Here is a 25291-nt window from a genome sequence, read left to right as displayed (position 1 = left end):
GACCTGATCAGGTCAGGCCGTCGCGGAAGAACGTCGACAGGGTGGCGAACGGAATGAGCTCGACCCGGTCGTAGAGGTCGACGTGGCCGGCGCCGGGCACGATCACGAGCTGTTTGGCCGGCCCCGCCAACCGGAACGCGTCTTCGCTGAACTCGCGGGAGTGTGCGTGTTCTCCGGCGATGAAGAGCATCGGCCGCGGGGAGATGGTTTCGATGTCGGTGAAGGGATAGAAGTTCATGAACTTGACATTGCTGGCCAGGGTGGGGTGTGTGGTGGTCTTGGAACTGAAACCTCTTGAGGTGCGGTAGAAGTCGTAGAATTCCCGGTCTACTGCGGTGGATCGGTCCGTGAGCTGTTCGGGTGTCCCAGCTGTGTATTCCACTGCACCCCCGGCGAATTCCACGTCGCGTTGCCGTGCGGCGTGTTCGATGATCTGCTGTCGCTGCTCTGCGGTGACCGAATGGCGCAGCCCGTTGCGGTTGGCAGCGCCCATGTCGTACATGCTGACCGTCGCGATCGCCTTGATACGCGGGTCGATCTTCGCGGCGCTGACAACGAAGCTGCCACTGCCGCAGATCCCGAGCGCACCGATCCGTTCCCGGTCCACGAACGCCTGGGTGCGCAGAAAGTCCACTGCGGCACTGAAGTCCTCGGCATAGATATCCGGGGACACCGCGTTACGGGGTTCGCCGGCGCTGTCACCCCAGAACGACAGATCAAGTGACATCGCAACGAACCCCTGCTCGGCCAGCTTCGTGGCATACAGGTTGGCGCTCTGTTCTTTGACCGCGCCCATCGGATGTCCCACGACCACCGCCGAAGTGCGAGCACGACGATCCAAGTCCTTGGGAGCGAACAAGCTGCCGGACACGGACATCCGGTACTGGTTGAGAAACGACACGTTCTCAACGGTCACCCGATCGCTGGTGTAGAAGTTGTCCGCTCCGCGGGAGGTGTCGCCTGCGGGCAGATCGGCGGGCACCGCCGGTCCCGATGACGGAGCTGCGTCGCCGGACGTGGCACATCCTGACGCGACAAGAACGCCCAGCGCCGCCGCACTTGCGCCCGCCAACTGTAGAACTCCGCGTCGACTGAGGTTCGGATTGAATTGTGCCGGTGTGGATCTCATCAGCGATGCTCCTTGTCGTCGGGAAGAGGGTGGGCAGGAACGAAATGCGGTCAGCTGACGGCAGCCGGGCATGGTCGGGCATGGTGCTGCTTGACCTGCGAAGCAACGACCAGCACGCCGACCGGCACGAGCGCGCATCCCGTCAGCAGTGCGCCGAGCATCGCAGGCCCCGCCAGGCCCACGGCAGTCGACAGCGTGACTGCGGCCAGCGCTGATCCCCCGGCCGTGCCGAGATTGAATGCGGCGGTGGCCAACGACGACGCCAGTGCTGACTGGCGTCCCGCATAGCTCAGGGTTTGCGCGATGAGCACCGGGTTGGCGCCGAGGCCGGATGCTCCGAGCACGACCACCAACACCACCACGAGCACCGGGTGATCGGCCACCGCCGCCAGCATCAGCAGTGCCGCGGTGGTGAGTGATATTGCGGTGATGACCGTGACCAGCGGGCGGCGGTCACCGAATCGACCGCCGACGAGGGTGCCGCCCAGGGCACCCAATCCGAAGACGATCAGGACGACGGGGACGAGCGCAGTCGGGATCCGCGCACGCTCGGTCAACAATGGCGTGATGAAGCTGTAGGCGCCAAGGAATCCCGCCTGCGCGAGGGTGATCGCACCCAGCACCACCCACATCCGCCGCTCCCGCAACGTCGACAGTTCCGCGCGGATCGACACCGTGTGAGCGCCCTCGTCGGCAGTCGCCGGGGCCACCATCGCCACTGCGGCGATGGTGGCCGCGGCCAGCACTGCGAGCATCCAGAACGGGCCCCGCCAACCGGACAGCTGACCGGCGAATGTACCGATCGGCACTCCCGCGATCACAGCCAAGCTGAGGCCGCCGGACATCACTGCGAGCGCACGTGCACTGTTTCCCGGACCGGCGGCCTTGGCCGCGACCACGGCCCCAACGGCCCAAAACGTACCTGTGGCCAACGCTGTGACGAACCGAGTGGCGGCAACAACGGTGAACGAGTCACTGACCGCGGCCACGACATGTCCTGCCGCGAAGACTGCCAGCGCACCCATCAATGTGGCTCGGGCGGGCAGACGTACTGTGGCCAATGCCATCACGGGCGGACCGATGATCATCCCGATGGCGAACGCGGTGATCAGCAGACCGGCCCTGGCGACGTCGACGCCGAGATCGGCGGCTGTCTCCGGAAGCAATCCGGCGATCATGAATTCCGTGGTGCCCATCAGGAAGATCCCTGCCCCGATCACGTACACCACCGCGGGTAACCGCGTCGATCGCTTGGTCTGTCGGCCGGACTGGGTCATTCTCACCTCATAAACTCTTCGGAAAACGGTTGCGCGAGCGTGTTTGCGTCGCAGCACCCCGCAACACCATGGAACCCGGCAAATCCTGCGGATGGCAGGCGACAGTGAAAGGGGTGCCGGCAGCACCCCCTTCGCAGAACCTGGTGATGGCCGAGGTCGGGTCGTACCCTCGCCACTATGGACAGCTCCGACCGCGCCGCGCAGATCGGCGAGTTCCTCGCGTCCCGGCGCGCGCGGATCACCCCCGACCAGCTCGGATTACCTGTCTACGACGCAGCCAAGCGGCGCGTGCCCGGTCTGCGCCGGCAAGAGGTGGCCACTCTGGCCGGACTTTCGGTCGATTACTACACCCAGATCGAGCGCGGCAAGGTTCGTGGCGTGTCCGAAACGGTGCTCGACGCAATTGCCCGCGCCCTGCAACTGGACGAGGCCGAACGATCGCACCTCTTCGATCTGCACCGCGCGGTCAGCACCGGCCCACAACGGTCCCGGCCGCGCCGAAGCAAAACCGTACGACCGATGGTGCAGCGGGTGTGCGACGCCATGACCGTGCCTGCCTTCGTGCGCAACGCTCGCCACGATCTCGTCTGCGGAAACCAACTCGCCTACGCGTTCTACAGCCCGCTCTACCCGGATCCGTTGCATCCCGACCCCAGCCGGCCGGTCAACTTCGTGCGGTTCTGTTTCCTTGATCCCGCCGCCCGCGAGTTCTACCCGGACTGGGACCAGATGGCTGACAGCGCAGTCAATCTGCTACGCACCGATGCCGGGCGCGACCCCTACGACCGCAGCATCTCCGACCTCGTAGGCGAACTCTCCACCCGCAGCGAGGAATTCCGGGTGCGGTGGGCCAAACACAATGTGCGGCTGCATTACACCGGCACCAAGACCTTCCATCACCCGGTCGTCGGAGACATTCAGGTCGAGTACGAAACGATGCCGCTCCCTGCCGATCCCGGATTGGTCCTGACGATCTACAGCCCGGAACCGGCCAGCCCGTCAGCAGATGCCCTGACCCTGCTCGCCAGTTGGGCCGCTACTCACCTGGGTGGCCGGGATCTGCTTGAGGCGCAGGATCACTCGACTCTGACCGAATGACCGAGAACCTCATCGAGTGCCGTGACGAAGAGGTCCGCATGGTCGATGGTGAATGGCAGCGGTGGCCGGATCTTCAAGACGTTCTGCGCGCGGCCGGAAGCGCTGATCAAGATGCGACGCTCTCGCAGCTCGTTGACCACCGCAGCGGCCGTGTCGGCATCGGGTGACCGGCTGTCGCGGTCTTGGACGATCTCGGCGGCGACGAACAGTCCCGCACCACGGACGTCGCCGAGCACGCGGTGGCGTCCCGCCAACTCCTGCAACCCGGCCATCAGCCGTGCGCCGGCCGCGCGGGCATTGCCGATCAACTGTTCATCCTCGATGACGTCGAGCACCGCCGTCGCCGCCGCGATGCTGACCGGATTGCCACCGAATGTGTTGAAGTAACGGATATCTCGACCGAAACGGGCCATCACGCCGTCGCGGCCCACCACCGCGGCAATCGGTATGCCGTTGCCCATGGGCTTGCCGAGCACCACGAGGTCGGGGTTCAGTCCGTGCCGGGTGAAGCCCCACCAGCCGGCACCCAGACGCCCGAAGCCCGGCTGCACTTCGTCGGCGATCCACAACCCACCGGCCGCGCGGATCACCTCGGCTGCCGGGCGGAGAAACCCGGCAGGATCGGCCTGCACACCGTCACTGGACAGCACCGAATCGACGATCATGGCGGCGAGCCCGACTCCACGCTCGGCGAGAACGTCGATGGCCTCGCGGACACGCTGCGCGAAACGCTCGCCCGCCTCATCCGCCGACTCACGATAGAAGTCAGGCGCCTCGACACCCACCACGTGCGGGGGAATCTCGTTGTTGGGTCCCAGACTCGGCGAGATCTCGGCGGCCGCGGCAGTGCACCCGTGATAGGCGTGCGACGTACAGATGATGCCCTGCGCCCCGGTTTCATAGCGGGCCGTGCGCAGTGCGAGGTCGACGGCTTCGCTGCCCGTGCACGTGTAGACCACCTTCGACAGCTCTGCGGGAAACAGCGCCAGCAGCCGTTCGGAGTAGGCGACCAGAGGTTCGGTGAGATAGCGCGTGTGAGTATTGAGGATTCCCAGCTGCTCACCGACCAACTGCTGCACATGCGGATGGCTGTGCCCGATCACCGGAACGTTGTTGTAGGCGTCGAGATACCGGTTGCCCTCGGCGTCGTAGAGCCAGACGCCGGAGCCGCGCACCAGCGAAACCGGGCGCCGATAGAACAGGCGGTAGCTCGGTGCCAGCACCGCCTCCCGACGCTCGGCGAGGGCGCGGCTGCCCGGGTCGAGCTCGGCGGCTGCGCTGCCGTCGTAAGCATTGGCCATGTGCATTGGCTGCGAACTCATTTCGACTCCCTCTGTGGTTCGGTGTCGCACATCGAGCGCAGGTGCGTACCGGCCGTTCGAGGATCGATGGCCAGCAGACGCTCGAGGGTCGGCAAGGTGTGCCGCATGCGCATGCTGCCGTACGCGGTCGGGTTGGTACGGCCCCGGACGGTCCAGGTCAACACCTGCACACACAATCTCGCAGCGGCGAGCGGATAGATGACGTCGATTTCCGCCGGCGCCAACGGGGTGACAGCGTGGTAGCCGGCGACCACATGCCCCAGCGCCTGCAGCGGATCGTCCTTGCGCAGCATCGCATATGCCCCGGCGATCGCAGGCTCTGCGACCCGCGGACCGCGCAGCGCATCGTTGAAATCGAGCACACCGGAGATGACCTGGACACCATCACGCAGCTCGACCAGCACGTTGTTGTCGTTGAGATCCTGGTGCACCATCACCCGCGGCAATTCGCGCAGCACAGGTTCGATCTCACTGAACCAGCCGAGCACCGTGGTGGCACCGTGACTGTCGATGAGTTCCGGTGCAGCGGACAGACATTCGCGGATTGCCTCGCCGGAGCGCGTGACATCCCAGTGGTGCGTGGCGGGGAAATTCGGCGCAGCGAAACCGTCGAGGGCCAAGGTCACCCGAGCGGCAGTCGCACCCAGTTGGTTCAGCAATGTCGGCGAATGGTGAGCAACCTTGTTGAGCTCAGTTCCGCTGACCCAGTTGAGCACCCGCAGCACGCCGTTGTCGGAGCCCGACGCGAACGGCACGTGCAGGCTGCCGTCGGCGGCGCGCACGATGGTGGGCACGGCGACACCGATGTCTTTGTCGAGCAGGTGCAGCAAAATGGCTTCCTGCCAGTGCAATTCGCCGACATTCTGCACCGGCAGTTGGAGCCTCGCCAGATAGGTGGCGCCGTCCTTGGTCGTCAACCGGTAGTTGCGGTCGATCTCACCGCCCAGGAAGGTCAGCTCGTGGACCTGCATACCGTAGTACTGGTCGGCCAGGCTCATCACCAAGGGCATCTCAGCGCCCGCAGAGTCGGTCACGGCAGGTCGAGCAGCTCTTCGTAGAAGCCGCCGAATCCACGGTCACGGTCGACGAGGTGTACCTCGAGTATCCAGTGACACTCGTTGCCGGCCCGGTCTTTTCGGCGCATGGGCCGGGTCGAACCGGGCGCGACGTAGGATTCGATGTCCTCGCCGTCGATCTTCTCGTGCGGAAACTCGCCGACCAGATGCCCGGCGATGACCCCGCCGAAATCCCAGCCGGCATCACGGCTGGCAGCGACGACGAAGTCGTACAGCTGTTCCCCGGTAACCTGCGGCTCGCTGCGAAAGAAGTCACGGCCCGCCAGCCATACCTCCGGCAGGCGATCGAGCAGTTCGAGCTTGCGGGGGTCGTCGCCCAACACATATGTGCGGCCGAAATCGGCTTCCCACTCCTCGAATATGGGGCCGAAATCCAGGAAGACGACATCATCTTCGGACAGCAGGCGATCGGGCGGGTTGCCCCGGAAAGTCTCCAATGTGTTGCCGCCCGAACGGACGATGCGCTTGTGCCAGTGCCTCGTGACGCCGAACATCGCAGCCGCCAGGTCATGAATCTCGTCGGAGAGGGCGCGCTCACCGATACCGGCACGGACCATGCGGCGGTCGTTGATTTCGGCGAACAGCTTCGCTGCCATGTCTTGCGCTTCGATCAGCTTCTCGGCCCGTACAGGCTCTTCGACAGTCGGTCGATTCATTGGTCGATGCTATAGCGGACACCGGCGGCCAGGTTTATTTCGCCAGGGGAGGGGAATTCAGGGCATTCAGCGCTGCACAGCGTTCGTCGGATTTTGGGCGGAGGGATGTGACATGGTGGCGGTCAAGGATTCGGCGGGGCACAAGGGGCACAACGGGAAGTGCCCTGCCGATGAAGACGATGTCATGCCGTCGGACAGCAAACCGGGTCTGTCACTGTTCGACAGGTTCGCCACGGGCGCGAGTTCGTTTGTGTCGCGGGCCTGGTTCTTCCTGGGCTGTGTGCTCCTCGTGGTGCTTTGGGCACCCACGTTCACTTTTCTGAAGCTCGACACCTGGCAGCTGATCATCAACACGATCACCACCATCATCACGTTCTTGCTGGTGGCTTTGCTGCAGAACACCGAGCGCCGCTCGGACGACGCGCTTCAGCAGAAACTCAATGCCATCGCCGAGGCCCTCGGCGATCTGATGCACCATCTGCGAGACGATCCGGACGCCGAAGCCGACGTCAAGGAGCTGCGAGCAGCCGTCGGCCTCGAAGACCGGGAAAGCGCGGACTGAACGGGAATTGGCGTCAGGACGCCGCTTCAGGGTTCGCCGCCAGACGTTGATGCACCGTCAGCAGCACGTGGTCATAGATTGACTGATCAACGGTCTCCCGGGCCACGCCCCGCAGGTCGATGCTCAACTGCTGGGCCAGGACGCGCAGCTTGACGTTGTGTTCTTGAGACAGCCACTTGAGCACATCGAACGCCACGTCCTCGTCGACGTTGTAGATGAGCATCAGCATGCCCTTGACCTGTTCGATGCTGGCGCGACTGGCGGCGATCTCGGCCACCCGCGCCGTGACAAGGTCCTGCCGCCGACGCTCGGCGTCCCTACGCTGATCCTCGGCCGGCGTCACATCAACATAGAAACCGTGCGTGCCGATCACCGCGCCGTGACCGTCGAAGAACTGGTCCCCGATCACCATCACCCAGTGCACCGCACCGGCGGTGTCGACGATGCGGTGCCTGCTGCTGAGCGCACCGCGCGTGTTCATGATGGCTTCGATGGTGTCGGCAACCTTGTCGCGGTCGTCGGGATGTTTGTGCGACAGCACGAGCTCGGTCGTCGGCGCCACCGTGCCGGGCTCATAGCCGTGCAACCGCGCAACCTGCTCCGACCACTCCCATCGCTGCTCATCGAAATAGAAGCGGAACCACCCCATCGTCGCCGGCGCCTGCCCGGCCAGCCCCTCGGTCAAGACGTCGATCACGTCGGTCGCCGCTACGCCTGCAGTCCCGGAGACGTCGATCCCGGAAATGGACGTGCCATCGCCAGCCCCAGTCATGGTTCCATCCTAAATAGCTTCGGTTATGCAAGCGTTGTTTCACATCAGAATGTAAGTTGCTCAGCACGTTTGGCTTCGCAGCCTTCGTCAGGACCCCCAACCTCCCAATCTCACAGCGCACCGGCCATTGGCCCAACTCCTTGTCCGAGGGGTGGGGGCGCTGCCGCCGCCACCCCCTCTTGCCACATCGCGGTGGTCCCACCCCCTTTCCCGATGTGCGGTTGTTCAGCGGGTCGGCCGGGGCGCTGGGCCTGAAGAAGTCCGGTCATCCAACTCCCCGGGACGCCACGCACCGCGAAATTCGTTGACGCGTGCGCGGCCGATCAGGCGTTGATGGATTCTCTGGGCGACGAGGAGTCGGCGTCCACGATCGCATGGTCGCGAGGTCGGTCGACGACGATCTTGCGAGGTTTGGCCTTGTCCGCCACCGGGATTCGTAGCTGCAGCACCCCGTCGTGATACTTCGCGGCGATCTTGGCCGTATCCAGGTTGTCGCCGAGCACCAACTGGCGCGAGAACACCCCCCTGGGCCGCTCCGTCGCGAGCATCTCCCTGTCGGGGTCCACTGGCGCACGCTCCGCGCGCACCGTCACCACATTGTGCTCGATGTCCAGATCCAGCGAGTCCTCCGCGATACCGGGCAGATCGAACTCGACGATGAACTCTTCACCATCACGCCAGGCGTCCATCGGCATGATCGCCGGGCGCGCTGCCGTGCCGAGCACCTGCTGGGCGAAACGGTCCAGGTCCCGGAACGGATCAGTACGCATCAGCATGGTGGCCACCTCCACACATCCTTTCCTGTTCTGAATGGAAGCCGACTGATAATCTGTGTCAGTCGGCACAAGTTTCTATATAGCATCACGACAGATGAGAGGCAAGTAGATTGCCGCCCCAAGATCTCCCCGACACTGGAAGCCACCGTCCGGCAGGTGCCGACAGACACCGGGCCCGCGGTGCGCCCGCCCCTGACCACGGCGTATACGGCATCTCCGTCACCGCCGAACTCTCCGGCGTTCCCACCCAATCGCTGAGGCTGTGGGAGCGCCACGGCCTGCTGTCGCCCAGCCGTACCGAAGGGGGCACCCGCCGCTACAGCGCGGATGACCTTGCCCGCATCCGGCGCATCGCCGCATTGGTGGCCGCGGGCGTCAACATCGCCGGTATTGCCCGCATCCTGGATCTCGAAGACCACAACTCCGAACTACGGGAGATCATCGACCGGCAGGAGTAGGGACGAGACGCAACCGCGTCGACTACGCCTGGTCAGCCACCGCGCTGCTCAGCTGCCAGAGTTTGTTGGCCATCAGCAGCTCGAACTGGTCGACCATGTCACCGAGGTGCCCACCGCTGCTGACGTAGCCGACGTAGAAGCCCAGTCCCCACATGGCCGCGAGCAACATCTCGACCGTCTCGGCGACGTCGGTGTTGACGACAACCTCGCCTCGGCCCACTGCGTCGTCAAGGGCCCACGCGACGAATTCCCGCGAAGCCTGCAACGCGTCGGGGGTGGAGTCGGCGAATTCAGGGTGCCGACGCGACTCGAACACCGTCGTCACCAGAAATGCGGCGGCAGCGGACTCGGCGCTCATGACCGCCGCGAAGAAGGTCGACAGCTTGGCCAGCAGGGTCGGCTGGTGCTGGGCCTTGAGGACGGCGGGACTGATCACCGCGGCAGTGGTCTGCTCGACCACTGCGCTGTAGAGCTGGGACTTGCTGGCGTAGTGATGGCAGACGGCTGGTCGGGTCAGGCCGGCTCGGCGCGCGATGGTCTGGAACGTCGCGGCGTCGTACCCGCATTCACCGAACACTTCGCGGGCCGCCTGCAGAATCCGGTTCCTCGTCCCTGCTGCCGTAGCTGTCGGTGGGCGACCTCGCCGACGCGGCGCGACAGACGGCGTCGTCACCTCGAGCAACGTGCCACGCTCAACTCATAGGGCTGGTTCGCTGCAGGCGTGTGAGCGGTCACATTCGCGTATCGGTGGCGGGGTTGCCCCGTGTTACATCCCCTTGCACGCTTCGGCCGCCGAGACGAGTTGATCGGCGAGCTCAACCGGATGCGACAACATCGCCATGTGCCCGCCGGGAATGATGTCAGGTTCGATGCCCAGTCTTTCGGCTACCACCCGACGCATGAACGACTCAGGGAAGAAGCGGTCATCCCTGAACAGCACGAACCGGGTGGGTAGCTGGGGAAGGTCTGCTGACGGCCACGGTGCCAGCGACGGCGTATCTGACTGTCCACGTTCGACCTCGTCCGCTACTACCGCGGCGTCGACTCCGTTGTAGAACAGAGCATCCATGTCATCGGGGTCATACCCGCCAGACTTGGCCGCGGCACGGTGCGCGTCCTTCCATCCGGTCGCCGCCCACCAATCATCGGGTCGTTCGCCCGGCCGCGGGATCATAGCCGAGACATAGACCATGGCGGACGCGTCGACCCGCGCACAGGCGAGGGCCCCGGTGAAGCCGCCGAAAGAATGAGCTACGACGACAGGCCGCTCGTTGTCGTGCCGCTGATGGGCATATTGGGCGGCGACTGCCGCCACATATGCGTGCAGATCCGCCGCGTCGTCCTCGCAAGGCAGGTCAACTGCGATTCCTCGGTGCCCACGGTCGGCCAACTCGGCCACGACGAACCGCCAGCACGACGGGTCCGCCCCACCGCCCGGGATGAGCAAGAACGTCGTCATCGGGCGATCCCCGGCTTCAACCCTCGACTGGTCGAACGCACAGCGACATGATGCCATCCCTGCCTGGGACATGATGGTGATCATGAATGTGAGCCCGACTGGAGCCGGCTCGGTGAAGACGCCGGCATTTCGATCGATTCACATCGCGTTGGTGGGCCTGCTCGCAGCGCTGCTTGTGGTGTGGGGTCCCAACGTCGGTCGGGCGTACGCGGCCGACGCGTCGCCCGCGGGCGATGTCATCGCCCTCGGCGATCCAGCGGCGCCAGGCCAGATCGAGCTCTATCTCGATCCGCTGTGCCCCTTCAGCGGCAAGATGGTCCGAGACCAGGGCGCCGAGATCGGCCGACGCATCGAAGCCGGCAAGCTTCACGTCAACGTTCGCTTCGTCAATTTCCTGGAGAAGTACTCGGCCAGTGGCACTTACGACAGTCGAGCGATCTACGCTGCCTACCTCGTCGCAGACCACTCGCAATCGAGCGACACCACGTGGCGCTTCATAGAGCAGATCTATTCCGCTGATCAGCAGCCGAAGGAGAAGGGCCCGTCAGATCTCAGCAACGATCAACTCGCGAGCCTCGCGGATCACGTCGGCGCGCCGCAGTCCGCGCAAGACATGATCCGGCTGGGCCTGCCCATCCCCTACGACCCGCACACCATCGCGACGAACAACCATGCACTGCTCAGTCAGTTCCCCGATCCCGGTGTGCCACTTGTCGTCATCGACAGCAAGGCCGTCGACGGTAACTCCGGGTGGCTCGACCAGCTGCCACGCTGACACCCTGGGCCGCATTCAGCGCTGCTGTTTCCCCGTCGCTTGGTAAATGACGCGGTTGGCGACATCGACAGCGTGGTCGGCGAAACGTTCGTAGTAGCGGCTCAGCAATGTGACGTCGACGGCCGTGACGGTGCCGTGTGACCAGCCCGGGTTCATCACCTGTGCGAACAGTTCTCGGTGCAGCTCGTCCATCGCTTCGTCATCGACGTTCAATTGCGCGGCTTGGTCTGGATCCCGAGCCAGCACAACATTTTTGGTGTCCTCACTGAGTCTGACGGCGATACGGCCCATCTCGCCGAAATAGCCGGCAACCTCGGCGGGTACCGCGACCGCAGGATGGCGGCGTCGGCTGATCCGCGCGACATGCGTCGCCAGCGCACCCATCCGCTGGAGGTCGGCCACATCTTTGAGCGAGCTCACCACTGCTCGAAGATCACCGGCCACGGGGGCTTGCCGCGCCAGGATCACCAACGCGTCGGATTCGAGCGATGCGCACAGGTAGGCGATGTCGCTGTAGCGGTCGATGACGCCTTCGGCGATCTGCAAATCAGCCTGCAGCAGCGCCTCGGTGGCGTGGCCCATGGCGGATCCGGCGTGATCACACAGGTCGGCGATCCCGCCGTGCAGGGCATCGAGCTGCGCCCGAAAGGCGTGCCGCATACGAGCTGATGGTATGGCCTGTTCGGCGGGCTCGCACCACACCGCCCGATCATCGGGACGAAGCCGCGCTCGGTCGGTATTCCCACAACTGCGGCGTGCCGTGACCATTGTCGGCGATCGGGAGATAGGCCTGGCCGGTTACCGGGTCCAGGGCCAAGGTGTGAGCTCCGGTGGCGACGTGAGCCGAGCCGCGCGCGTGCAGATGTCCGCGGTCGTGGTCGGCGATGCTGACCCAGCCGCTTTCAGAGGCGACGTACACCCGGTCTCTCGGCGGATCGTAGGCCAGCACGTCGGGCGTATCACCGACCGTCAGCCTGTCGACGACGCTGCGGCTCGCGAGATCGACCGTGACCAGGGTGGCATTGCCTTCGCAGCCGACGAACATGACCTGGTGGACGTTGTCCAGTACCTGCCCGTGTGGGCGATCGCATCCCGGAGTCGCAATGCGGTCGACGACCGCTTTCGAGACGGGATCGATCGCCGCCAGCTCACCGCGGCCTTGTACGGCAACGACGATGCGGTCGATGGCGGGGTCGTAGACGACGTTGCCGACTTCTCCGCCGAGAGGGACGGTCGCCACCACCGCGCCGGCTACGGCGTCGACAACCGTTTCGTTGCCGGCACTTTCGTTGGTGCTCCACACCGTATGCCGTAGCGGGTCGTAGGCCAGACCGTCCGGATAGGCGCCAGTCGGAACAGCGAAAACGGTGGCGGCGGTGTCCTCGTCGAGCGCCAACAGCTGGTTGCGTGCGGTCACGGTCGCATAGACCCGCCTCTCTTCGGGCACCACGATCACGCCGTGCACATCCGGCAGGTCGTTCACGGTCCGCAGCACCCGGTGGTGAGGCAGATCGACCTCGACGAGCTGGCCGGCCCCCATATGCGCCAGGAACAGCAGGCCTTTTCCAGCGTCCAGCGCCGTGTAATCGAAACGACCTGTGCCACCGGGCAAGTCAAGCGTCGACACCTGTTGCCATGGCAAGGACTGTGGACCGGCCGGGCCGCCTGCGCAGCCCGCAGCAAGGATCCCGGTCGCCGCAATGTAGAGCAGACGCCGAGCCGCTGCCCGCACCGCCCTCGCGTGACTTGGGTGAGCCACACGTCGAACCTACGCCGGATGAGGCCGGATCTAGGTTCCGGCGAGCATTTCCTGCGCCGTGGGCAGTTGCGGCCGCGATCGATCGAGGAACACCGGCGCCTGTGGATCGGGGCTCACGGCCCCAGGAGCGGTGGGCGAGCTGTCCGACAGCGTGGCCTTGAGGACCTGGACGAATTGCGTCGGCTGATCGTTCTGCAGGTAGTGATCGGCGCCCGGCAGCAGCCAGAATTCGTTATCCCCCGGCTTGGTCGCGAGGTAGTTGTTCCAGACGTACGCCGCGACCCGCAGCGGCGAGATCTCGTCGTACAACCCCCACACCACAGTGGTTTTCGCCGGCATGGCGGCCAGGGCCCTCAGCCATTCCTGCTCGTGCTCGGACCGTTCCACCAGATATTGGATCGTGTCGTGGATGACGCCGATGCCGTCGTTGACGGCGAACGTGTCTGCCAGCGCAGCGATCGCTGGATCATCGAGTGATCGCCGCGGCGTGAACGTCGTCTGCCCCAAACCGGCGGCAAGGATCTGGGGCGTGATCGCCGCGATGGTCGCGGCAGCCGATTCAGGGTGCAGGACGAGCCGCTGGAACTGGTTCAGATTCGACAGCGGCAAAAAGATGTTCCCGTTGCTGAGCACCAGATTGGACACGGCGAACGGCGTCTGCCCAGTGGCACAGCGGTGCGCGAACGCCAGCGCGACACTGTCGCCGCGATCGTGGGCGACGACAGCAGCCTCGTGCGTACCGAGGACGTCGACCAGGTAGTAGCCGAGCAGCTCACTGTCACGCCGCAGGGTGTAGTCCTCGCCTTTGGGCTTGTCCGAGAATCCGAAGCCGGGCAGGTCGAGGACGCACACCCGATAGTCAGTACTGAGCTCCCCCACCACGTCCTGCCAGTCGATGCTGCTGGTCGGAAACCCGTGCACCATCAGCAGCACCGGCGCCTCGGGATCGCCGAACTCGGCGTGGAAGATGTTCAGGTTGCGGGTATGCCGCATGGGTTCGGTCGGGACCCACTCGAAGTGAGCACCCGCTTCAAGCCACGCCTGGGCAGTTCGTTCCATGCTGAGGCTCCTCTCGGTGTCCCACCCGTCAATATTCTGCGTCGTCGCGGAAGCGGATGCGGGGCGGTACGAGTGCCCAGATCGCGCGTCCGGCCTGGAATCCCAGCGAGATCGACAACATCGAGACCAGCATCAGGATGATCGCGTTGGTGCTGTCACCGTCGCCGCCGACGATCTCGGTGATGCCGACCAGGCCGATCGAGCTGGGCACCATGAGCCAGAACCCGGGTACGAGCAGAACCCGTGAGGACGGCGTGCTGCGCAGCTCACCCAGCGCCAAGGTGCAGATCATGAGCGCCAAGCCACCACCGAATCCGCTGGTGTACGCACCGAACAGTTCAGCGGTGCCGAATTGAGCGGCATAGCTGACGTAGAGGATGAGCAGCAACCACGGCATGAATCGGCGGGGCGGCCCGTGGTAGAGCATGATTCCCACGCCGTACACCGCAACCCCTAGCCACGGCGCCCAGGGGCCGAGCAGGTTTCGCGGTGCGTCGGTCAACTCCCACTGCGTGATGCCGAGGGCTTGGATACCGAGCACGATTCCGAGCGCGAGTTGCGCCAGCCGGGTGAACCCTTGCGTGAGGCGAGCCGCCGCGGAAACGACTTCACCTGTAGACGCCTCGAGTATTGCCAACGTGATGCCGACACCCGGCAGGAACAACGTCAGCGGCGGTATGAGCACGCGCAGGCTGTCCTGCCCCATGTGCAGTAGCCGTCCGATGCTGAACGCCGCGAACGTGACGATGAAGGCGCTGATGAACGGCAGGAGCCGGAGGAATGCGGCATTGAAGCGCGCGATGATATCGAGAACCCCGACAACCAGGCCGAAACCGGTGGCCGCCACCAATCCGACCGGAGTCGGCTGCAGGATCAGTCCGTACGCCGCGCTCTGCACTGCGTACCCGATCATGTTGACCCACCACGGAAGCGGGCGGGGCAAAGCCAGAATCCGGTCGAGCTCAGCGGTGCCGTCCGAGGGACTGATGAAGTTCCGATACGTCCTGCGCACCAGTGCGCCGAGTTGGAACGCCTGGTCGTAGCGGATGCTCTCACCGACGTGCTCGATACGGCTGTCACAGGATTCGCCGACCTGGAGGTAGTTCGGCAAGATCAGAAAACGAGGTTCGAGACGAAAGCGGTCGCTGGCGCGGGTGAGCACCATCCGCACATAGTCGACCGAATAATCGGCGGCGAGCATCGCGGCACCGAGCCGCGCCAGATAGTCGACGACTGCGCGCTGCTCGTCGTCGACGTGCTCAACCGTCTCGGACACGATCGGAACTGTAAGTCGTTTGCCGTGCGGACGTGCCGAGTTTGGCGTGCAGAACTGTACTCGAGTCGGCTCAGGGCGATTTCAGCGATTCCGCAGGATCGACAACCCGGTCAACAATTTTCGCCGTCGGTAATTGTTGACCGGGTACGCAATCAGGTCCAGTTCCACACCGACATGTCGCCTGCCGGGTAGTTCATGCAGACGTCGGTGGTACGGGCGGCCACCCCTTTGTTGTTGAAGAACAACTTGGCCCAGTTCGGCCACCGCCAGGACATGTTCTCGTAGAACGCGTTGGTGGCCGTGTCCTCGGAGTACTGACGCCGTCCGGCGTAGTCCAGCGAGAAGAACCAGTGGATCCGGTCCTGCGCACCTTGCTGATCGGCCGCGGGCTTGTTGTTGTAGTCGATCATGTAGCGCTCGTAGTACACCGGTTCGACATCACGCGCGGCGGCCATGATCTGCTCAGCAGTGCACGGCGTTTTGAGAATGCGGTTCGGGATCGGGTAATCGTCGGTGGCATCGGCCGAGGCGAGCGCCGGAACGGCTGCCACTGTCGCGGCCATCGCGACGGCGGCGACAGCACACCGAATCAGGTTGGTAGACAATCCTTTACCTCTCGCTTCCGGCCTCATCAGGCCAACGCCTCCTCGGGGTTGCGTTGGATCGCCTTCGGCCAGGGTTGCGGCACCGGGCGCTGACGGACCCGCTGTGGCCACCAGAACCAGCGGCCCAGCAGCGTGGCGATCGACGGTGTCATCAAACTCCGGACCACGAGGGTGTCGAACAGCAAGCCGAGGCCGATGGTGGTGCCGACCTGGCCGATGATGATCAGATTGCTGACCGCCATCGACGCCATGGTGAAGGCGAAGACCAGACCCGCGGCGGTGACCACGGCACCGGTGCCGACCATGGCGCGGATGATGCCGGTCTTCAAACCCGCGTGGATCTCTTCTTTCACGCGGGACACCAGCAGCAGGTTGTAATCCGCGCCGACGGCCAGCAGGACGATGACCGACATCGGCAGCACCATCCAGTGCAGCGGGATACCCACGACGTGTTGCCACAGCAGCACCGACAAGCCAAATGCCGAGGCCAGACTGAGCACCACCGTGCCGACGATCACCGCCGAGGCCACCACGGCACGGGTGAGCACCATCATGATGATGAAGATCAGGATCAGCGCGGACGCCGCGACGATGAGCAGATCGAAATTGGCGCCCAGTTGCATGTCGTTGTACATGGCTGCGCTGCCGCCCAGATAGATCTTGGCTCCCTCGAACGGTGTCCCCTTGATCGCGTCGGCCGCCGCGACCTTGAGCGGTTCGATACGTGAGGTTCCCTCCTGCGTCAACGGGTCACCCTGGTGAATGATGGTGAACCGCACCGCATGTCCGTCGGGCGACATGAAGAGCTTGATCCCGCGCTGGAAGTCGGCAGTCTGGAACGCTTCCGGCGGCAGGTAGAACGAGTCGTCGTTCTTGGCCGCATCGAACGCCTCACCCATCGCGGTGGAGTTCTCCTGCATCGCCATCGTCTGGTTCTGCTGAGCCTTCTGCACCTGGTATTGGTTCAGCAGCGTCCGCTTCTGGTTCTTCATCGACTGGATCTGTGCCGGCATCACGGCGACCATCCGCGGCATCAGGTCGGCCATGCGCTGCATGTCGGGGACCAGGTCCTGGAAGTCGTCGGACATCGTGCCGATGCCGTCGAGGCTGTCGAAGACCGACCGCAGGGACCAGCACATCGGAATGTCGAAGCAGTGCGGTTCCCAGTAGAGGTAATTACGGAGCGGCCTGAACTGATCGTCGAAGTCTGCCAGGTGATCCCGAACCGACGAGATGTCGCCAGAGGTGGTCTTCATCTTGTCGGCCATGCGCTGCGACACCGCGGCGAGGTCCGTCTGAATGTTCATCATCTCGGTCATCGCGTCGATGCTCATCTGGAGGTCGTCGGCCTGTTTGAGCATGTTGTCGAGATTGGTCTGCATGTAGTCGTTGTTCATGATCTGGCTGGTGCCGTTCTGGCCCAGCGTGTACGGGATCGTCGAATGCTTGATCGGATCCCCGTCGGGCCGGGTGATGGTCTGCACCTGGGCGATGCCATGAACTGCCTTCAGCGCCTTGGCGATCTTGTCGATGACCAGGAAGTCCGCCGGGTTCCGCAGATCGCGATCGGTTTCGATCATCATCAGGTCCGGGTTCATCTTGGCCTCGGAGAAATGCCGGAAGGCGGCCGCGTAGCCGACGTTCGCCGGAACGTCGTCGGGCAGGTAGATGCGGTCGTTGTAGGTGGTGTGGTACCCGGGCAGCGTGATCAGGCCGATCAGCGATGCGACGATGGCGCACACCAGGATTGCGCCGGGCCACCGCACGGTGGCGGTGCCGATCCGGTGCCACCCGCGGGACTGGGTCACACGTTTCGGCTCCAGGATGCGGCCGAAGCGACTCAACACCGAGATGACGGCGGGCCCCATGGTCAGCGCCGCCGCGACGACGATCACCATGCCGATCGACAACGGGATACCCATCGTCTGGAAGTACGGCAACCGGGTGAAGTGCAGGCACAGCGTCGCACCGGCAATCGTCAGGCCCGAGGCCAGCACAACATGCGCCGTTCCATGGAACATGGTGTAGTAGGCCGATTCTCGATCTTCACCGGCTCTCCGCGCTTCCTGATATCGACCTATCAGGAAGATCGCGTAGTCGGTGGCCGCAGCGATGGCCAAGGTGACCACCAGGTTCGTGGCGAAGGTCGTCAGCCCGAAGACGTTGTGGAATCCCAGGAATGCCACCAACCCTCGGGCGGCAGACAGTTCGAGAACCACCATCACCATCACGATGAGCATCGTGACGACGGACCGATAAACCCCCAACAGCATGACCGCGATGACCGCGAAGGTCACCATCTCGATCATTTCCATGCTCTTGTCGCCGACGGCATTCTGATCGGTGCTCGTCGCGGCGGGCCCGGTGACGTAGGCCTTCACGCCTGGCGGAGCGGGACTTTCGGTGGCGATGTGGCGCACCGCCTCGACCGACTCGTTGGCCAGCGTTTCACCTTGATCGCCTGCGATGTAGACCTGGACATAGGCGGCTTTGCCGTCGGCACTCTGCGCGCCTTTGGCGGTCAGCGAATCGCCCCAGAAGTCCTGGACGTGCTGCACGTGGGTGGTGTCGGCGCGCAGATCCCGAACCATCTTGTCGTAGAAGTCGTGGGCATCGGCACCCAAGGGCTGATCGCCTTCGAGCACGATCATCACCGAGCTGCTGGTGTCGTACTCCTGGAACACCTTGCCGACCCGTTTGGTGGCGATCATCGAGGGCGCGTCGTTGGGGCTCATCGACACCGCGCGCAGCTTGCCCACTTCCTCGAGCTGCGGGACGACGGTGTTGAGAACGGCCACGATCGCGATCCACGCCAGGATGATCGGCACCGCGAACGTTCGGATGAACCGCGGAAGGCGCGGCCGCGCGGGCGCGGCATGGCGTGCTGCCGGAATGGCGTCGGTCGGAGCGTCGTCCGTCGGCGCGCTCATGCGGCCTTCACAAAGCAGAAGGTTTCGGCGTTCATGCCGGTAGCGGTCCTCTCCTGTTTGACCTCGTCATCGACGCTGACGCGGCAGCTGATGGTGTCGCCGTCGCCTTGGGCCATGATGTTGGGCATCACCGAGGGCAGGGTGGTCTGCAGCGTCAACGTCCACGGCAACGGTGTGCTCGGGACGCGCTGGGGCTTGCCTTCCAGATCCATGTAGTTGATCACTGCCGTTGCCCCCGAGCCGAAGATCTCGTACTTGACGATCTTGGGATTGAAGTCCTCGGCGTTGTCCGAGGATTTGTCCGTCACCACAACGGGATTCGAACCGAAAACCTTCCGCACGTTCATCACGACCAGGCCGCCGGCCACAACAGCGACGATGATCAAAACGGGGAGCCACATTCGTCGCAGCGCCTTGGTCATGGTGGGCCTCTCAGCGTTCGGTGGATTCGCGACGACCTAGTGCGCGACGCCTGCTCAGTTCAGTTAAGCAAGCTAACCTATTAAGTGGATAACTTCAATCCACTTATGACCCCGATCACTTAAGCTGGGAGATATGACCGACGGAACTCGCCGCGTGCTGCGCAAGGATGCAGAGCGCAACCGGCAGCGTGTTCTCGACGCCGCGCGGGAACTGTTCGCCGAAAAAGGTCTCGAAGCGACGCTCAACGACGTGGCACGGCACGCCAACGTCGGGGTGGGCACCGTGTACCGCCGGTTCACCACGAAGCAGGAGCTCCTCGACGCGGTCTTCGAGGACGGTATCGACCAAGTGGTCGCGCTGGCGGAAACCGCGTTGCAGAAAGAGAATTCGTGGGACGGATTCGTGTGGTTCGTCGAGCAGCAATGCGAGCTGACCGCGACCGACCGTGGACTCCGCGAGATGGTCTACAGCAGGGCCTACGGCGGCCATGGCGTCGAGTGCGCACGGCTGCGGCTGTCCCCGTCGGTCACGAAACTTGTCGAGCGGGCCCGCGCCGACGGCTATCTACGGCCCGACGTAGAAAACTCGGACATGCCGATCCTGGGTCTCTTGGCAGGGACCGTCAGCGAGTGGGCCGGCCACGTCGAACCCGACCTGTGGCGGCGCTACGTCGGACTGCTCCTCGACGGTATGCGACAGCGCGAGGACCAACCAGGCCTGCGCGTGGATGCGCTGAAAGACGAGCAGTTGGACGCAGCGATGCGCGGCTGGCATCCCGCGGGAAACCCTCCCCGATGAGACGTCACGCGACGCCCCATACGTGCCCCATGTGAACGAGTTCCCCACGGCCCGAGGTTATTTCGGCTACCGCGGAATCAAGAGTCGCCGCCTCGGCACAACGGACCCTGATGACCGCCTTCTGCCCGTAGTGGACGCCGTCGACCTCGAATCCGCGCCGGCGCAGTTCCGCCTCGACCCATCCCGCCTCGGCGTGATCGACCGCGAGGGTGAACACCTGCATCCGGACACGTGCCTGCAGCGGCGTCGATTCGAGTGCCGACGTGACGGTGCCGGAGTATGCGCGCGTGAGCCCACCGGTTCCGAGCTTGATACCGCCGTAGTATCTCGACACCACCGCGACGACGTTCACCAGCTCCCGCGCCTTGAGGACGGCCAGGATCGGTGCGCCTGCGGTTCCGCCCGGCTCGCCATCGTCGCTGTATCGCTCGATGCGACTCTCGATTTCGTCGCCGAGGACGTAGGCGAAACAGTGGTGGCCCGCTCCACGTTCTAGTTCGCGGGCGAGCGCGAGGAATTCGGAGGCCTCTTCCTCGCTGCTGCAATGGCGGAGCCGGGCGATGAACCTTGACTTCTTGATCGTCTCCTCGAAGTACGGCCTGGCCTCAGGATCGAGAGAGAACGACATGGGCCGAATTGTAGGAGTGCGATCGGCGCCGTCCAGCCCGTCAACGTGAGATGGTCATTCTCCTTGCCGGCTATCGCTGCTCTGCTCCATGGACAACAACGTTCAGAAAAGACCAGGTAGGAACCCGACGAGCCGCAAGCAGGATAGCTACCTGCCGCATCCCCCGAGCGGCATACCCCGAGCTGTCGGTCCTGCCGCCTACGATTCCTGCGGCACACCTTTGACGAGACCCCGATCGCCCTGACACCGGCCGCGGTGGGAAGGATCAGCAGTGAGTTACAACGCCGCAGACATCACCGAGCTCGACGATGTCCAGCACACGCGCCTGCGGCCCGCGGTGAACCTGGGCCTGGACGTGCTCAACACCGCGCTGCGTGAGCTGGTCGACAACGCGATCGAAGAGGTCGCCGACCCCAGCCACGGCGGATCCACTGTCACCATCACCCTGCACGCCGACGGTTCGGTCAGCGTCGCCGACGACGGCCGCGGCCTGCCCGTCGACTCCGACCCGGTCACCGGAAAGAACGGCATCGTCAAGACCCTCGGCACCGCACGGGCCGGCGGCAAGTTCTCCGCCCACTCCGACGCCGCCAGCACTGGCGCCGGTTTGAACGGCATCGGCGCCGCGGCGGCGGTGTTCATCTCCGCCCGCACCGATGTGACTGTGCGCCGAGCCGGCAAGACCTATGTGCAGAGTTTCGGCCGTGGCTACCCCGGGACGTTCGAGGGGAAAGAGTTCGACCCGGACGCCCCGTTCACCCGCGCTGACACGCAGAAGCTGCGCGGCACCGGCAACCGCAAGCCGGACGCCCACGGCACCACGGTGCGCATCCTGTTCGACGCGACCGTGGTGCCGGATTCGACCGTGGACGTCGGGGAGGTGCTGCTGCGGGCACACGCCGCGGCGCGAATGTCGCCCGGCGTGCACCTGCACGTCGTCGACGAAGGCTGGCCGGGCGAAGACGTGCCGCCCGCGTTGATGGAGCCGTTCAACGGCCCGTGGGGCACCGACACCCTGCTCGACCTCATGTGCACCGCTGCCGGCACTCCCCTGCCCGACGTGCGCGCAGCCGTCGAAGGGCGGGGTGAGTACACGACCGGCCGCGGCCCCACGCCGTTCCGCTGGTCGTTGACCGCCGGGCCTGCCGAACCGGCCACGGTGGCCGCGTTCTGCAACACCGTGCGCACCCCGGGCGGTGGATCGCATCTGACGGCCGCGATGAAAGGGTTGTCCGAAGCCCTCGCCGACCGCGCGTCCCGCATCCGTGATCTCGGCTTGGCCAAAGGCGAGGACGGCCCGGAGCCGCAGGACTTCGCCGCGGTCACCGCGCTGGCCGTCGACACCCGCGCGCCCGACGTGGCATGGGACTCCCAGGCCAAGACCGCGGTGTCGTCGCGGTCCTTGAACGTGGCGATGGCCCCTGACGTGGCTCGCAGCGTCACCATCTGGGCGGCCAACCCCGGCAACAGCGATGCGGTGACGCTGTGGACCAAGCTCGCCTTGGAGTCGGCCCGGGCGCGCCGCAGCGCCGAAGGCGCCAAGGCCCGCTCCCGGGCGGCGTCGAAAGCCAAGGGGCTTGGGACGAATCTGTCGCTGCCGCCGAAGCTGCTGCCCAGCCGGGAAACCGGCCGCGGGTCGGGTGCCGAGTTGTTCCTCTGCGAGGGCGATTCGGCGCTGGGCACCATCAAAGCGGCGCGCGACGCCACGTTCCAGGCGGCGTTCCCGCTGAAAGGGAAGCCGCCCAACGTCTATGGGTTCACCGTGAGCAAGGCGCGGGTCAAAGATGAGTTCGACGCGATCGAACGCATTTTGGGCTGCGGGTTGCGCGACAACTGCGACCCGGAGCAGTGCCGGTACGACCGGATCCTGTTCGCCTCCGACGCCGATCCCGACGGCGGCAACATCAACTCGAGCCTGATCTCGATGTTCCTGGACTTCTACCGCCCGCTCGTCGAGGCCGGGATGGTCTACGTGACGCTGCCTCCGCTGTTCGTGGTCAAGGATGGAACACAGCGCATCTACTGCCAGGACGAGTCCGAGCGGGACGCCGCAGTGGCACAGATGCGCGCCACCTCAAAGCGCAAGGTAGAGGTGCAGCGCAACAAAGGCCTCGGCGAGATGGATGCCGACGACTTCTGGAACACCGTGCTGGATCCGCAGCGGCGCACCGTGATTCGGGTACACCTCGACGACGGTGACAAGAAGTTGCACCACACCCTGTTCGGCGGGCCGCCCGAGGGCCGGCGTACGTGGATGGCCGATGTCGCATCCCGCGTCGACACCTCCGCGCTGGACCTGGACTAGGAGTACGAAGTGACCGCCACCCTGGACGTTCCGGAACAGAATCCGGACCTGGTGCTCGACCAGAGCGCCGACGACTACTGGAACCACTACCAGCTGACGTTCGCGCTCTACAGCGTCAGCGATCGCGCCATCCCTTCGGCGTTCGACGGACTCAAGCCCGGTCAGCGGCGTCTGCTCTATCAGATGCACGACTCGAAGCTGCTGCCCGGCAACAAGCCGCAGAAGTCCTCGAAGGTGTGCTCGGCCGTCACCGGCAACCTGCACCCCCACGGCGGCGCATCGATGTACGGGGCCGCCGCGCTGATGGCCGCCGAGTTCCAGCGCGTGAAAGTCATTGACGGGCAAGGCGCTTTCCCGCGCATCCAGGGTGACATTCCCGCTGCCGACCGCTACACAGAGATGCGGTTGTCGGCGCCCGGCGCGGCGCTGACCGCCGAGCTCGACGATCACGCGGTGCCCATGGTGTCCACATTCGACGGCGAGTGGATCGAGCCGACGGTGCTGCCAGCCCGGTGGCCGGTGCTGCTGTGCAACGGCGCGGTGGGTATCGCGGAAGGCTGGGCCACCAAGGTGCCCGCGCACAACCCGCGTGAGGTCATGGCCGCCTGCCGGGCGCTGCTGAAAACCCCGAACATGACCGACGACAGGTTGGTGAAGCTCATTCCCGGCCCGGACTGGGGCTGCGGCGCCACCGTGGTCGGCACCACCGGACTGCGCGAGTACATCACCACCGGTCGCGGCGCATTCACGGTGCGCGGCACCTTGGCGGTCGACGGCAAGAACGTCGTCATCACCGAACTACCGCCCGGTGTCGCGAGTAACACTGTGCAAGACCGGATCCGGGCCCTGGTCGAGTCCGGCGAACTCTCGGGCGTGGCCGACATGTCCGATCTGACCGACCGCCGCAACGGGCTGCGGATCGTGGTCACCGCCAAGCGCGGGCACAGCGCAGAAACCATCCGAGATCAGCTGCTCGCGTTGACACCCCTGGAGTCGACATTCGCCGCCAGCCTGGTCGCCCTGGACGAGGACCGGGTGCCGCGGTGGTGGTCGGTGCGTGAGCTGATCAGCGCGTTCCTGCATCTGCGTGATTCAGTGGTGGTGCGCCGCAGCGAGTATCGGCTCGAGAAGGTCGTCGCGCGCCGGCATCTGGTAGCCGGCCTGCTGAAGATCCACCTGGATATCGATGCTGCCGTCGCGATCATTCGGGCCTCCGACACGGTCGACGAGGCCCGCACGGGACTGCAAGAGCGGTTCGAGATCGATTCCGACCAGGCCGATTATGTGCTGGCACTGCAACTGCGGCGCTTGACCCGGCTCGACGTCATCGAGCTCCAGGCCGAAGCCGAGAAGCTGGACGCCGAGTTCGCCGAATTGACCGAGCTGGTGTCGAATCCCGACGCACGGCGAGTGGTCATCGACAACGAGCTCGTGGAGACCGCAAAGCTGTTCAAGGGACCCGAATTCGACCGCCGCACCGTCCTGGATTTCGACGCCACCCCGACGGCATCGAGCGCCGACGAGGACGGCCCCCGCGAACGCAAAGTCAATACCGCTTGGCGCCTCGATGATCGAGGCGTGTTCTCCGACAGTCATGGCGACCTTCTCACCTCGGGTCTGGGTTGGGCGGTATGGACCGACGGACGCGTCAAGTTCACCAACGGCAACGGTCTGCCGTTCAAGATCCGCGATATCCCTGTGGCACCGGACATCACCGGGCTGTTGCGGTCCGGCGTGCTGACACCGGGCTACCACCTGGCGCTGGTGACACGACGGGGCAAGATCCTGCGCATCGATCCCGCTGCCGTGAACCCGCAAGGCGCAGCCGGAAACGGCGTGGCCGGGGTCAAACTTGCGGGCGAAGGCGACGAGGTCATCGCGGCCTTGCCAATTTCGTGCGAAAACGGCGAAGCCATCCTGTCGATCTCTGAAAAGGGTTGGAAGGTCACCGAAGTCGCCGACATCCCGGTCAAGGGCCGCGGTGGCGCCGGGGTCGGGTTCCACCCATTCGTGGGTGGCGAGGACGCGGTGCTCGCCGCGTCCATCTCGCCGACCGGGTATGTGCGCAACGGCAAAGCGGTACGCGCAGAGAAGCGCGCGAAGGCTTCGGTGAAGGGATCGGGCTCCGACGTGTCGCCTGCGGGATGA

Annotated in this window: 24 protein-coding genes; 7 read left to right on the top strand and 17 right to left on the bottom strand. The window is 64.9% G+C overall.

Translation table 11 applies throughout. The features are described from left to right. Positions 1 to 7 precede the first annotated feature (7 nt). Entirely contained in the window at positions 8 to 1129 is a 1122-nt protein-coding gene (locus tag BST13_RS03440; RefSeq protein WP_083160615.1) for an alpha/beta hydrolase, read from the bottom strand. A gap of 50 nt (positions 1130 to 1179) precedes the next feature. Then, positions 1180 to 2406: an MFS transporter gene (locus BST13_RS03435; protein ID WP_083160613.1), complete on the bottom strand. Its 1227-nt coding sequence runs from the start codon at positions 2404 to 2406 to the stop codon at positions 1180 to 1182. A gap of 177 nt (positions 2407 to 2583) precedes the next feature. Between BST13_RS03435 and BST13_RS03430 the strand changes: the two genes are divergently transcribed. Continuing rightward, the gene (locus BST13_RS03430) at positions 2584 to 3504 is read left to right on the top strand and encodes a helix-turn-helix transcriptional regulator (RefSeq protein WP_083160611.1); all 921 of its coding nucleotides are present in this window, start codon (positions 2584 to 2586) and stop codon (positions 3502 to 3504) included. On the opposite strand, the gene BST13_RS03425 is transcribed toward BST13_RS03430, so the two are convergent. Genes BST13_RS03425 through BST13_RS03415 form a run of 3 tightly spaced genes read right to left on the bottom strand, consistent with a single transcriptional unit; the run spans position 3483 to position 6558 of the window. Beyond that, the gene (locus BST13_RS03425) at positions 3483 to 4811 is read right to left on the bottom strand and encodes an aspartate aminotransferase family protein (protein WP_083160609.1); all 1329 of its coding nucleotides are present in this window, start codon (positions 4809 to 4811) and stop codon (positions 3483 to 3485) included. The two genes, BST13_RS03430 and BST13_RS03425, sit on opposite strands and share 22 nt — an antisense overlap. Positions 4812 to 4822: 11 nt before the next feature. Continuing rightward, positions 4823 to 5860 (bottom strand): phosphotransferase, encoded by a 1038-nt coding sequence (locus BST13_RS03420; protein ID WP_083160607.1) that lies wholly within the window; start codon positions 5858 to 5860, stop codon positions 4823 to 4825. Then, a complete protein-coding gene (locus BST13_RS03415) occupies positions 5857 to 6558 on the bottom strand; it encodes a M24 family metallopeptidase (protein ID WP_083160605.1) in 702 nt (233 codons plus the stop codon). The genes BST13_RS03420 and BST13_RS03415 overlap by 4 nt, the downstream gene beginning before the upstream one ends. Before the next feature lie 112 nt (positions 6559 to 6670). Here BST13_RS03415 and BST13_RS03410 point away from each other — a divergent pair, with 112 nt between their 5' ends. Continuing rightward, positions 6671 to 7120: a low affinity iron permease family protein gene (locus BST13_RS03410; protein ID WP_425436971.1), complete on the top strand. Its 450-nt coding sequence runs from the start codon at positions 6671 to 6673 to the stop codon at positions 7118 to 7120. 13 nt (positions 7121 to 7133) lie between these two features. On the opposite strand, the gene BST13_RS03405 is transcribed toward BST13_RS03410, so the two are convergent. Together BST13_RS03405 and BST13_RS03400 are read right to left on the bottom strand one after the other, a co-directional pair. Then, positions 7134 to 7769, bottom strand: coding sequence for a PAS and ANTAR domain-containing protein (locus BST13_RS03405; RefSeq protein WP_083160777.1), 636 nt, complete (start codon positions 7767 to 7769; stop codon positions 7134 to 7136). 446 nt (positions 7770 to 8215) lie between these two features. After that, entirely contained in the window at positions 8216 to 8668 is a 453-nt protein-coding gene (locus BST13_RS03400; protein ID WP_083160775.1) for an Hsp20/alpha crystallin family protein, read from the bottom strand. A gap of 110 nt (positions 8669 to 8778) precedes the next feature. On the opposite strand from BST13_RS03400, the gene BST13_RS03395 reads away from it, so the two are divergent. Next, positions 8779 to 9126, top strand: coding sequence for a MerR family transcriptional regulator (locus tag BST13_RS03395; RefSeq protein WP_083160603.1), 348 nt, complete (start codon positions 8779 to 8781; stop codon positions 9124 to 9126). A 22-nt stretch (positions 9127 to 9148) separates the two neighbouring features. Here BST13_RS03395 and BST13_RS03390 read toward each other — a convergent pair whose 3' ends face one another. After that, entirely contained in the window at positions 9149 to 9799 is a 651-nt protein-coding gene (locus BST13_RS03390; RefSeq protein WP_142282716.1) for a TetR/AcrR family transcriptional regulator, read from the bottom strand. A gap of 93 nt (positions 9800 to 9892) precedes the next feature. After that, positions 9893 to 10585, bottom strand: coding sequence for an alpha/beta fold hydrolase (locus BST13_RS03385; protein WP_083160601.1), 693 nt, complete (start codon positions 10583 to 10585; stop codon positions 9893 to 9895). Between the two features lie 82 nt (positions 10586 to 10667). On the opposite strand from BST13_RS03385, the gene BST13_RS03380 reads away from it, so the two are divergent. Further along, positions 10668 to 11360, top strand: a complete 693-nt coding sequence (locus BST13_RS03380) for a DsbA family protein (RefSeq protein WP_245839305.1) — start codon at positions 10668 to 10670, stop codon at positions 11358 to 11360. Between the two features lie 15 nt (positions 11361 to 11375). Here the strand turns inward: BST13_RS03380 and phoU are convergent, their stop codons facing one another. From phoU to BST13_RS03345, 7 genes are all read right to left on the bottom strand, one after another. After that, the gene (gene phoU, locus BST13_RS03375) at positions 11376 to 12020 is read right to left on the bottom strand and encodes a phosphate signaling complex protein PhoU (protein ID WP_083160599.1); all 645 of its coding nucleotides are present in this window, start codon (positions 12018 to 12020) and stop codon (positions 11376 to 11378) included. A gap of 49 nt (positions 12021 to 12069) precedes the next feature. Then, positions 12070 to 12987, bottom strand: a complete 918-nt coding sequence (locus BST13_RS03370) for a YncE family protein (protein WP_211295995.1) — start codon at positions 12985 to 12987, stop codon at positions 12070 to 12072. Between the two features lie 162 nt (positions 12988 to 13149). Beyond that, a complete protein-coding gene (locus BST13_RS03365) occupies positions 13150 to 14178 on the bottom strand; it encodes an alpha/beta fold hydrolase (RefSeq protein ID WP_083160595.1) in 1029 nt (342 codons plus the stop codon). Positions 14179 to 14206: 28 nt separating this feature from the next. Beyond that, positions 14207 to 15454 carry a threonine/serine exporter family protein gene (locus BST13_RS03360; RefSeq protein WP_083160593.1) on the bottom strand — a complete coding sequence of 416 codons (1248 nt, stop codon included), beginning with the start codon at positions 15452 to 15454 and terminating at the stop codon, positions 14207 to 14209. A gap of 152 nt (positions 15455 to 15606) precedes the next feature. Beyond that, complete coding sequence (locus BST13_RS03355) at positions 15607 to 16017, bottom strand: DUF5078 domain-containing protein (RefSeq protein ID WP_245839319.1); 411 nt, start codon at positions 16015 to 16017, stop codon at positions 15607 to 15609. Between the two features lie 68 nt (positions 16018 to 16085). Then, positions 16086 to 18989, bottom strand: coding sequence for an MMPL/RND family transporter (locus tag BST13_RS03350; RefSeq protein WP_083160589.1), 2904 nt, complete (start codon positions 18987 to 18989; stop codon positions 16086 to 16088). After that, entirely contained in the window at positions 18986 to 19411 is a 426-nt protein-coding gene (locus tag BST13_RS03345) for an MmpS family transport accessory protein (RefSeq protein WP_083160587.1), read from the bottom strand. Before BST13_RS03345 ends, BST13_RS03350 begins: the two co-directional genes overlap by 4 nt. Positions 19412 to 19544: 133 nt before the next feature. Between BST13_RS03345 and BST13_RS03340 the strand changes: the two genes are divergently transcribed. Further along, positions 19545 to 20210 (top strand): TetR/AcrR family transcriptional regulator, encoded by a 666-nt coding sequence (locus BST13_RS03340; protein WP_083160585.1) that lies wholly within the window; start codon positions 19545 to 19547, stop codon positions 20208 to 20210. 4 nt (positions 20211 to 20214) lie between these two features. Here the strand turns inward: BST13_RS03340 and BST13_RS03335 are convergent, their stop codons facing one another. Then, a complete protein-coding gene (locus BST13_RS03335; RefSeq protein WP_083160583.1) occupies positions 20215 to 20838 on the bottom strand; it encodes an IMPACT family protein in 624 nt (207 codons plus the stop codon). A 271-nt stretch (positions 20839 to 21109) separates the two neighbouring features. Between BST13_RS03335 and BST13_RS03330 the strand changes: the two genes are divergently transcribed. Together BST13_RS03330 and BST13_RS03325 are read left to right on the top strand one after the other, a co-directional pair. Then, positions 21110 to 23143: a toprim domain-containing protein gene (locus BST13_RS03330; RefSeq protein WP_083160581.1), complete on the top strand. Its 2034-nt coding sequence runs from the start codon at positions 21110 to 21112 to the stop codon at positions 23141 to 23143. A gap of 9 nt (positions 23144 to 23152) precedes the next feature. Then, positions 23153 to 25291, top strand: coding sequence for a DNA gyrase subunit A (locus BST13_RS03325; RefSeq protein WP_083160579.1), 2139 nt, complete (start codon positions 23153 to 23155; stop codon positions 25289 to 25291).

The organism is Mycobacterium aquaticum (assembly GCF_002086485.1).
GTDB lineage: Bacteria > Actinomycetota > Actinomycetes > Mycobacteriales > Mycobacteriaceae > Mycobacterium > Mycobacterium aquaticum.
The sequence above is the reverse complement of the archived record's forward strand: the minus strand, read 5'-3'. Positions and strand labels throughout refer to the sequence as shown.

Bases quoted from the DNA above. Each gene is read 5' to 3' on its own strand.
- BST13_RS03440 (WP_083160615.1), bottom strand. From the start codon at position 1,129: ATGAGATCCACACCGGCACAATTCAATCCGAACCTCAGTCGACGCGGA.
- BST13_RS03435 (WP_083160613.1), bottom strand. From the start codon at position 2,406: ATGACCCAGTCCGGCCGACAGACCAAGCGATCGACGCGGTTACCCGCG.
- BST13_RS03430 (WP_083160611.1), top strand. From the start codon at position 2,584: ATGGACAGCTCCGACCGCGCCGCGCAGATCGGCGAGTTCCTCGCGTCC.
- BST13_RS03425 (WP_083160609.1), bottom strand. From the start codon at position 4,811: ATGCACATGGCCAATGCTTACGACGGCAGCGCAGCCGCCGAGCTCGAC.
- BST13_RS03415 (WP_083160605.1), bottom strand. From the start codon at position 6,558: ATGAATCGACCGACTGTCGAAGAGCCTGTACGGGCCGAGAAGCTGATC.
- BST13_RS03410 (WP_425436971.1), top strand. From the start codon at position 6,671: ATGGTGGCGGTCAAGGATTCGGCGGGGCACAAGGGGCACAACGGGAAG.
- BST13_RS03405 (WP_083160777.1), bottom strand. From the start codon at position 7,769: ATGGGGTGGTTCCGCTTCTATTTCGATGAGCAGCGATGGGAGTGGTCG.
- BST13_RS03400 (WP_083160775.1), bottom strand. From the start codon at position 8,668: ATGCTGATGCGTACTGATCCGTTCCGGGACCTGGACCGTTTCGCCCAG.
- BST13_RS03385 (WP_083160601.1), bottom strand. From the start codon at position 10,585: ATGACGACGTTCTTGCTCATCCCGGGCGGTGGGGCGGACCCGTCGTGC.
- BST13_RS03380 (WP_245839305.1), top strand. From the start codon at position 10,668: ATGAATGTGAGCCCGACTGGAGCCGGCTCGGTGAAGACGCCGGCATTT.
- phoU (WP_083160599.1), bottom strand. From the start codon at position 12,020: ATGCGGCACGCCTTTCGGGCGCAGCTCGATGCCCTGCACGGCGGGATC.
- BST13_RS03365 (WP_083160595.1), bottom strand. From the start codon at position 14,178: ATGGAACGAACTGCCCAGGCGTGGCTTGAAGCGGGTGCTCACTTCGAG.
- BST13_RS03355 (WP_245839319.1), bottom strand. From the start codon at position 16,017: ATGGCCGCGACAGTGGCAGCCGTTCCGGCGCTCGCCTCGGCCGATGCC.
- BST13_RS03350 (WP_083160589.1), bottom strand. From the start codon at position 18,989: ATGAGCGCGCCGACGGACGACGCTCCGACCGACGCCATTCCGGCAGCA.
- BST13_RS03345 (WP_083160587.1), bottom strand. From the start codon at position 19,411: ATGACCAAGGCGCTGCGACGAATGTGGCTCCCCGTTTTGATCATCGTC.
- BST13_RS03340 (WP_083160585.1), top strand. From the start codon at position 19,545: ATGACCGACGGAACTCGCCGCGTGCTGCGCAAGGATGCAGAGCGCAAC.
- BST13_RS03335 (WP_083160583.1), bottom strand. From the start codon at position 20,838: ATGTCGTTCTCTCTCGATCCTGAGGCCAGGCCGTACTTCGAGGAGACG.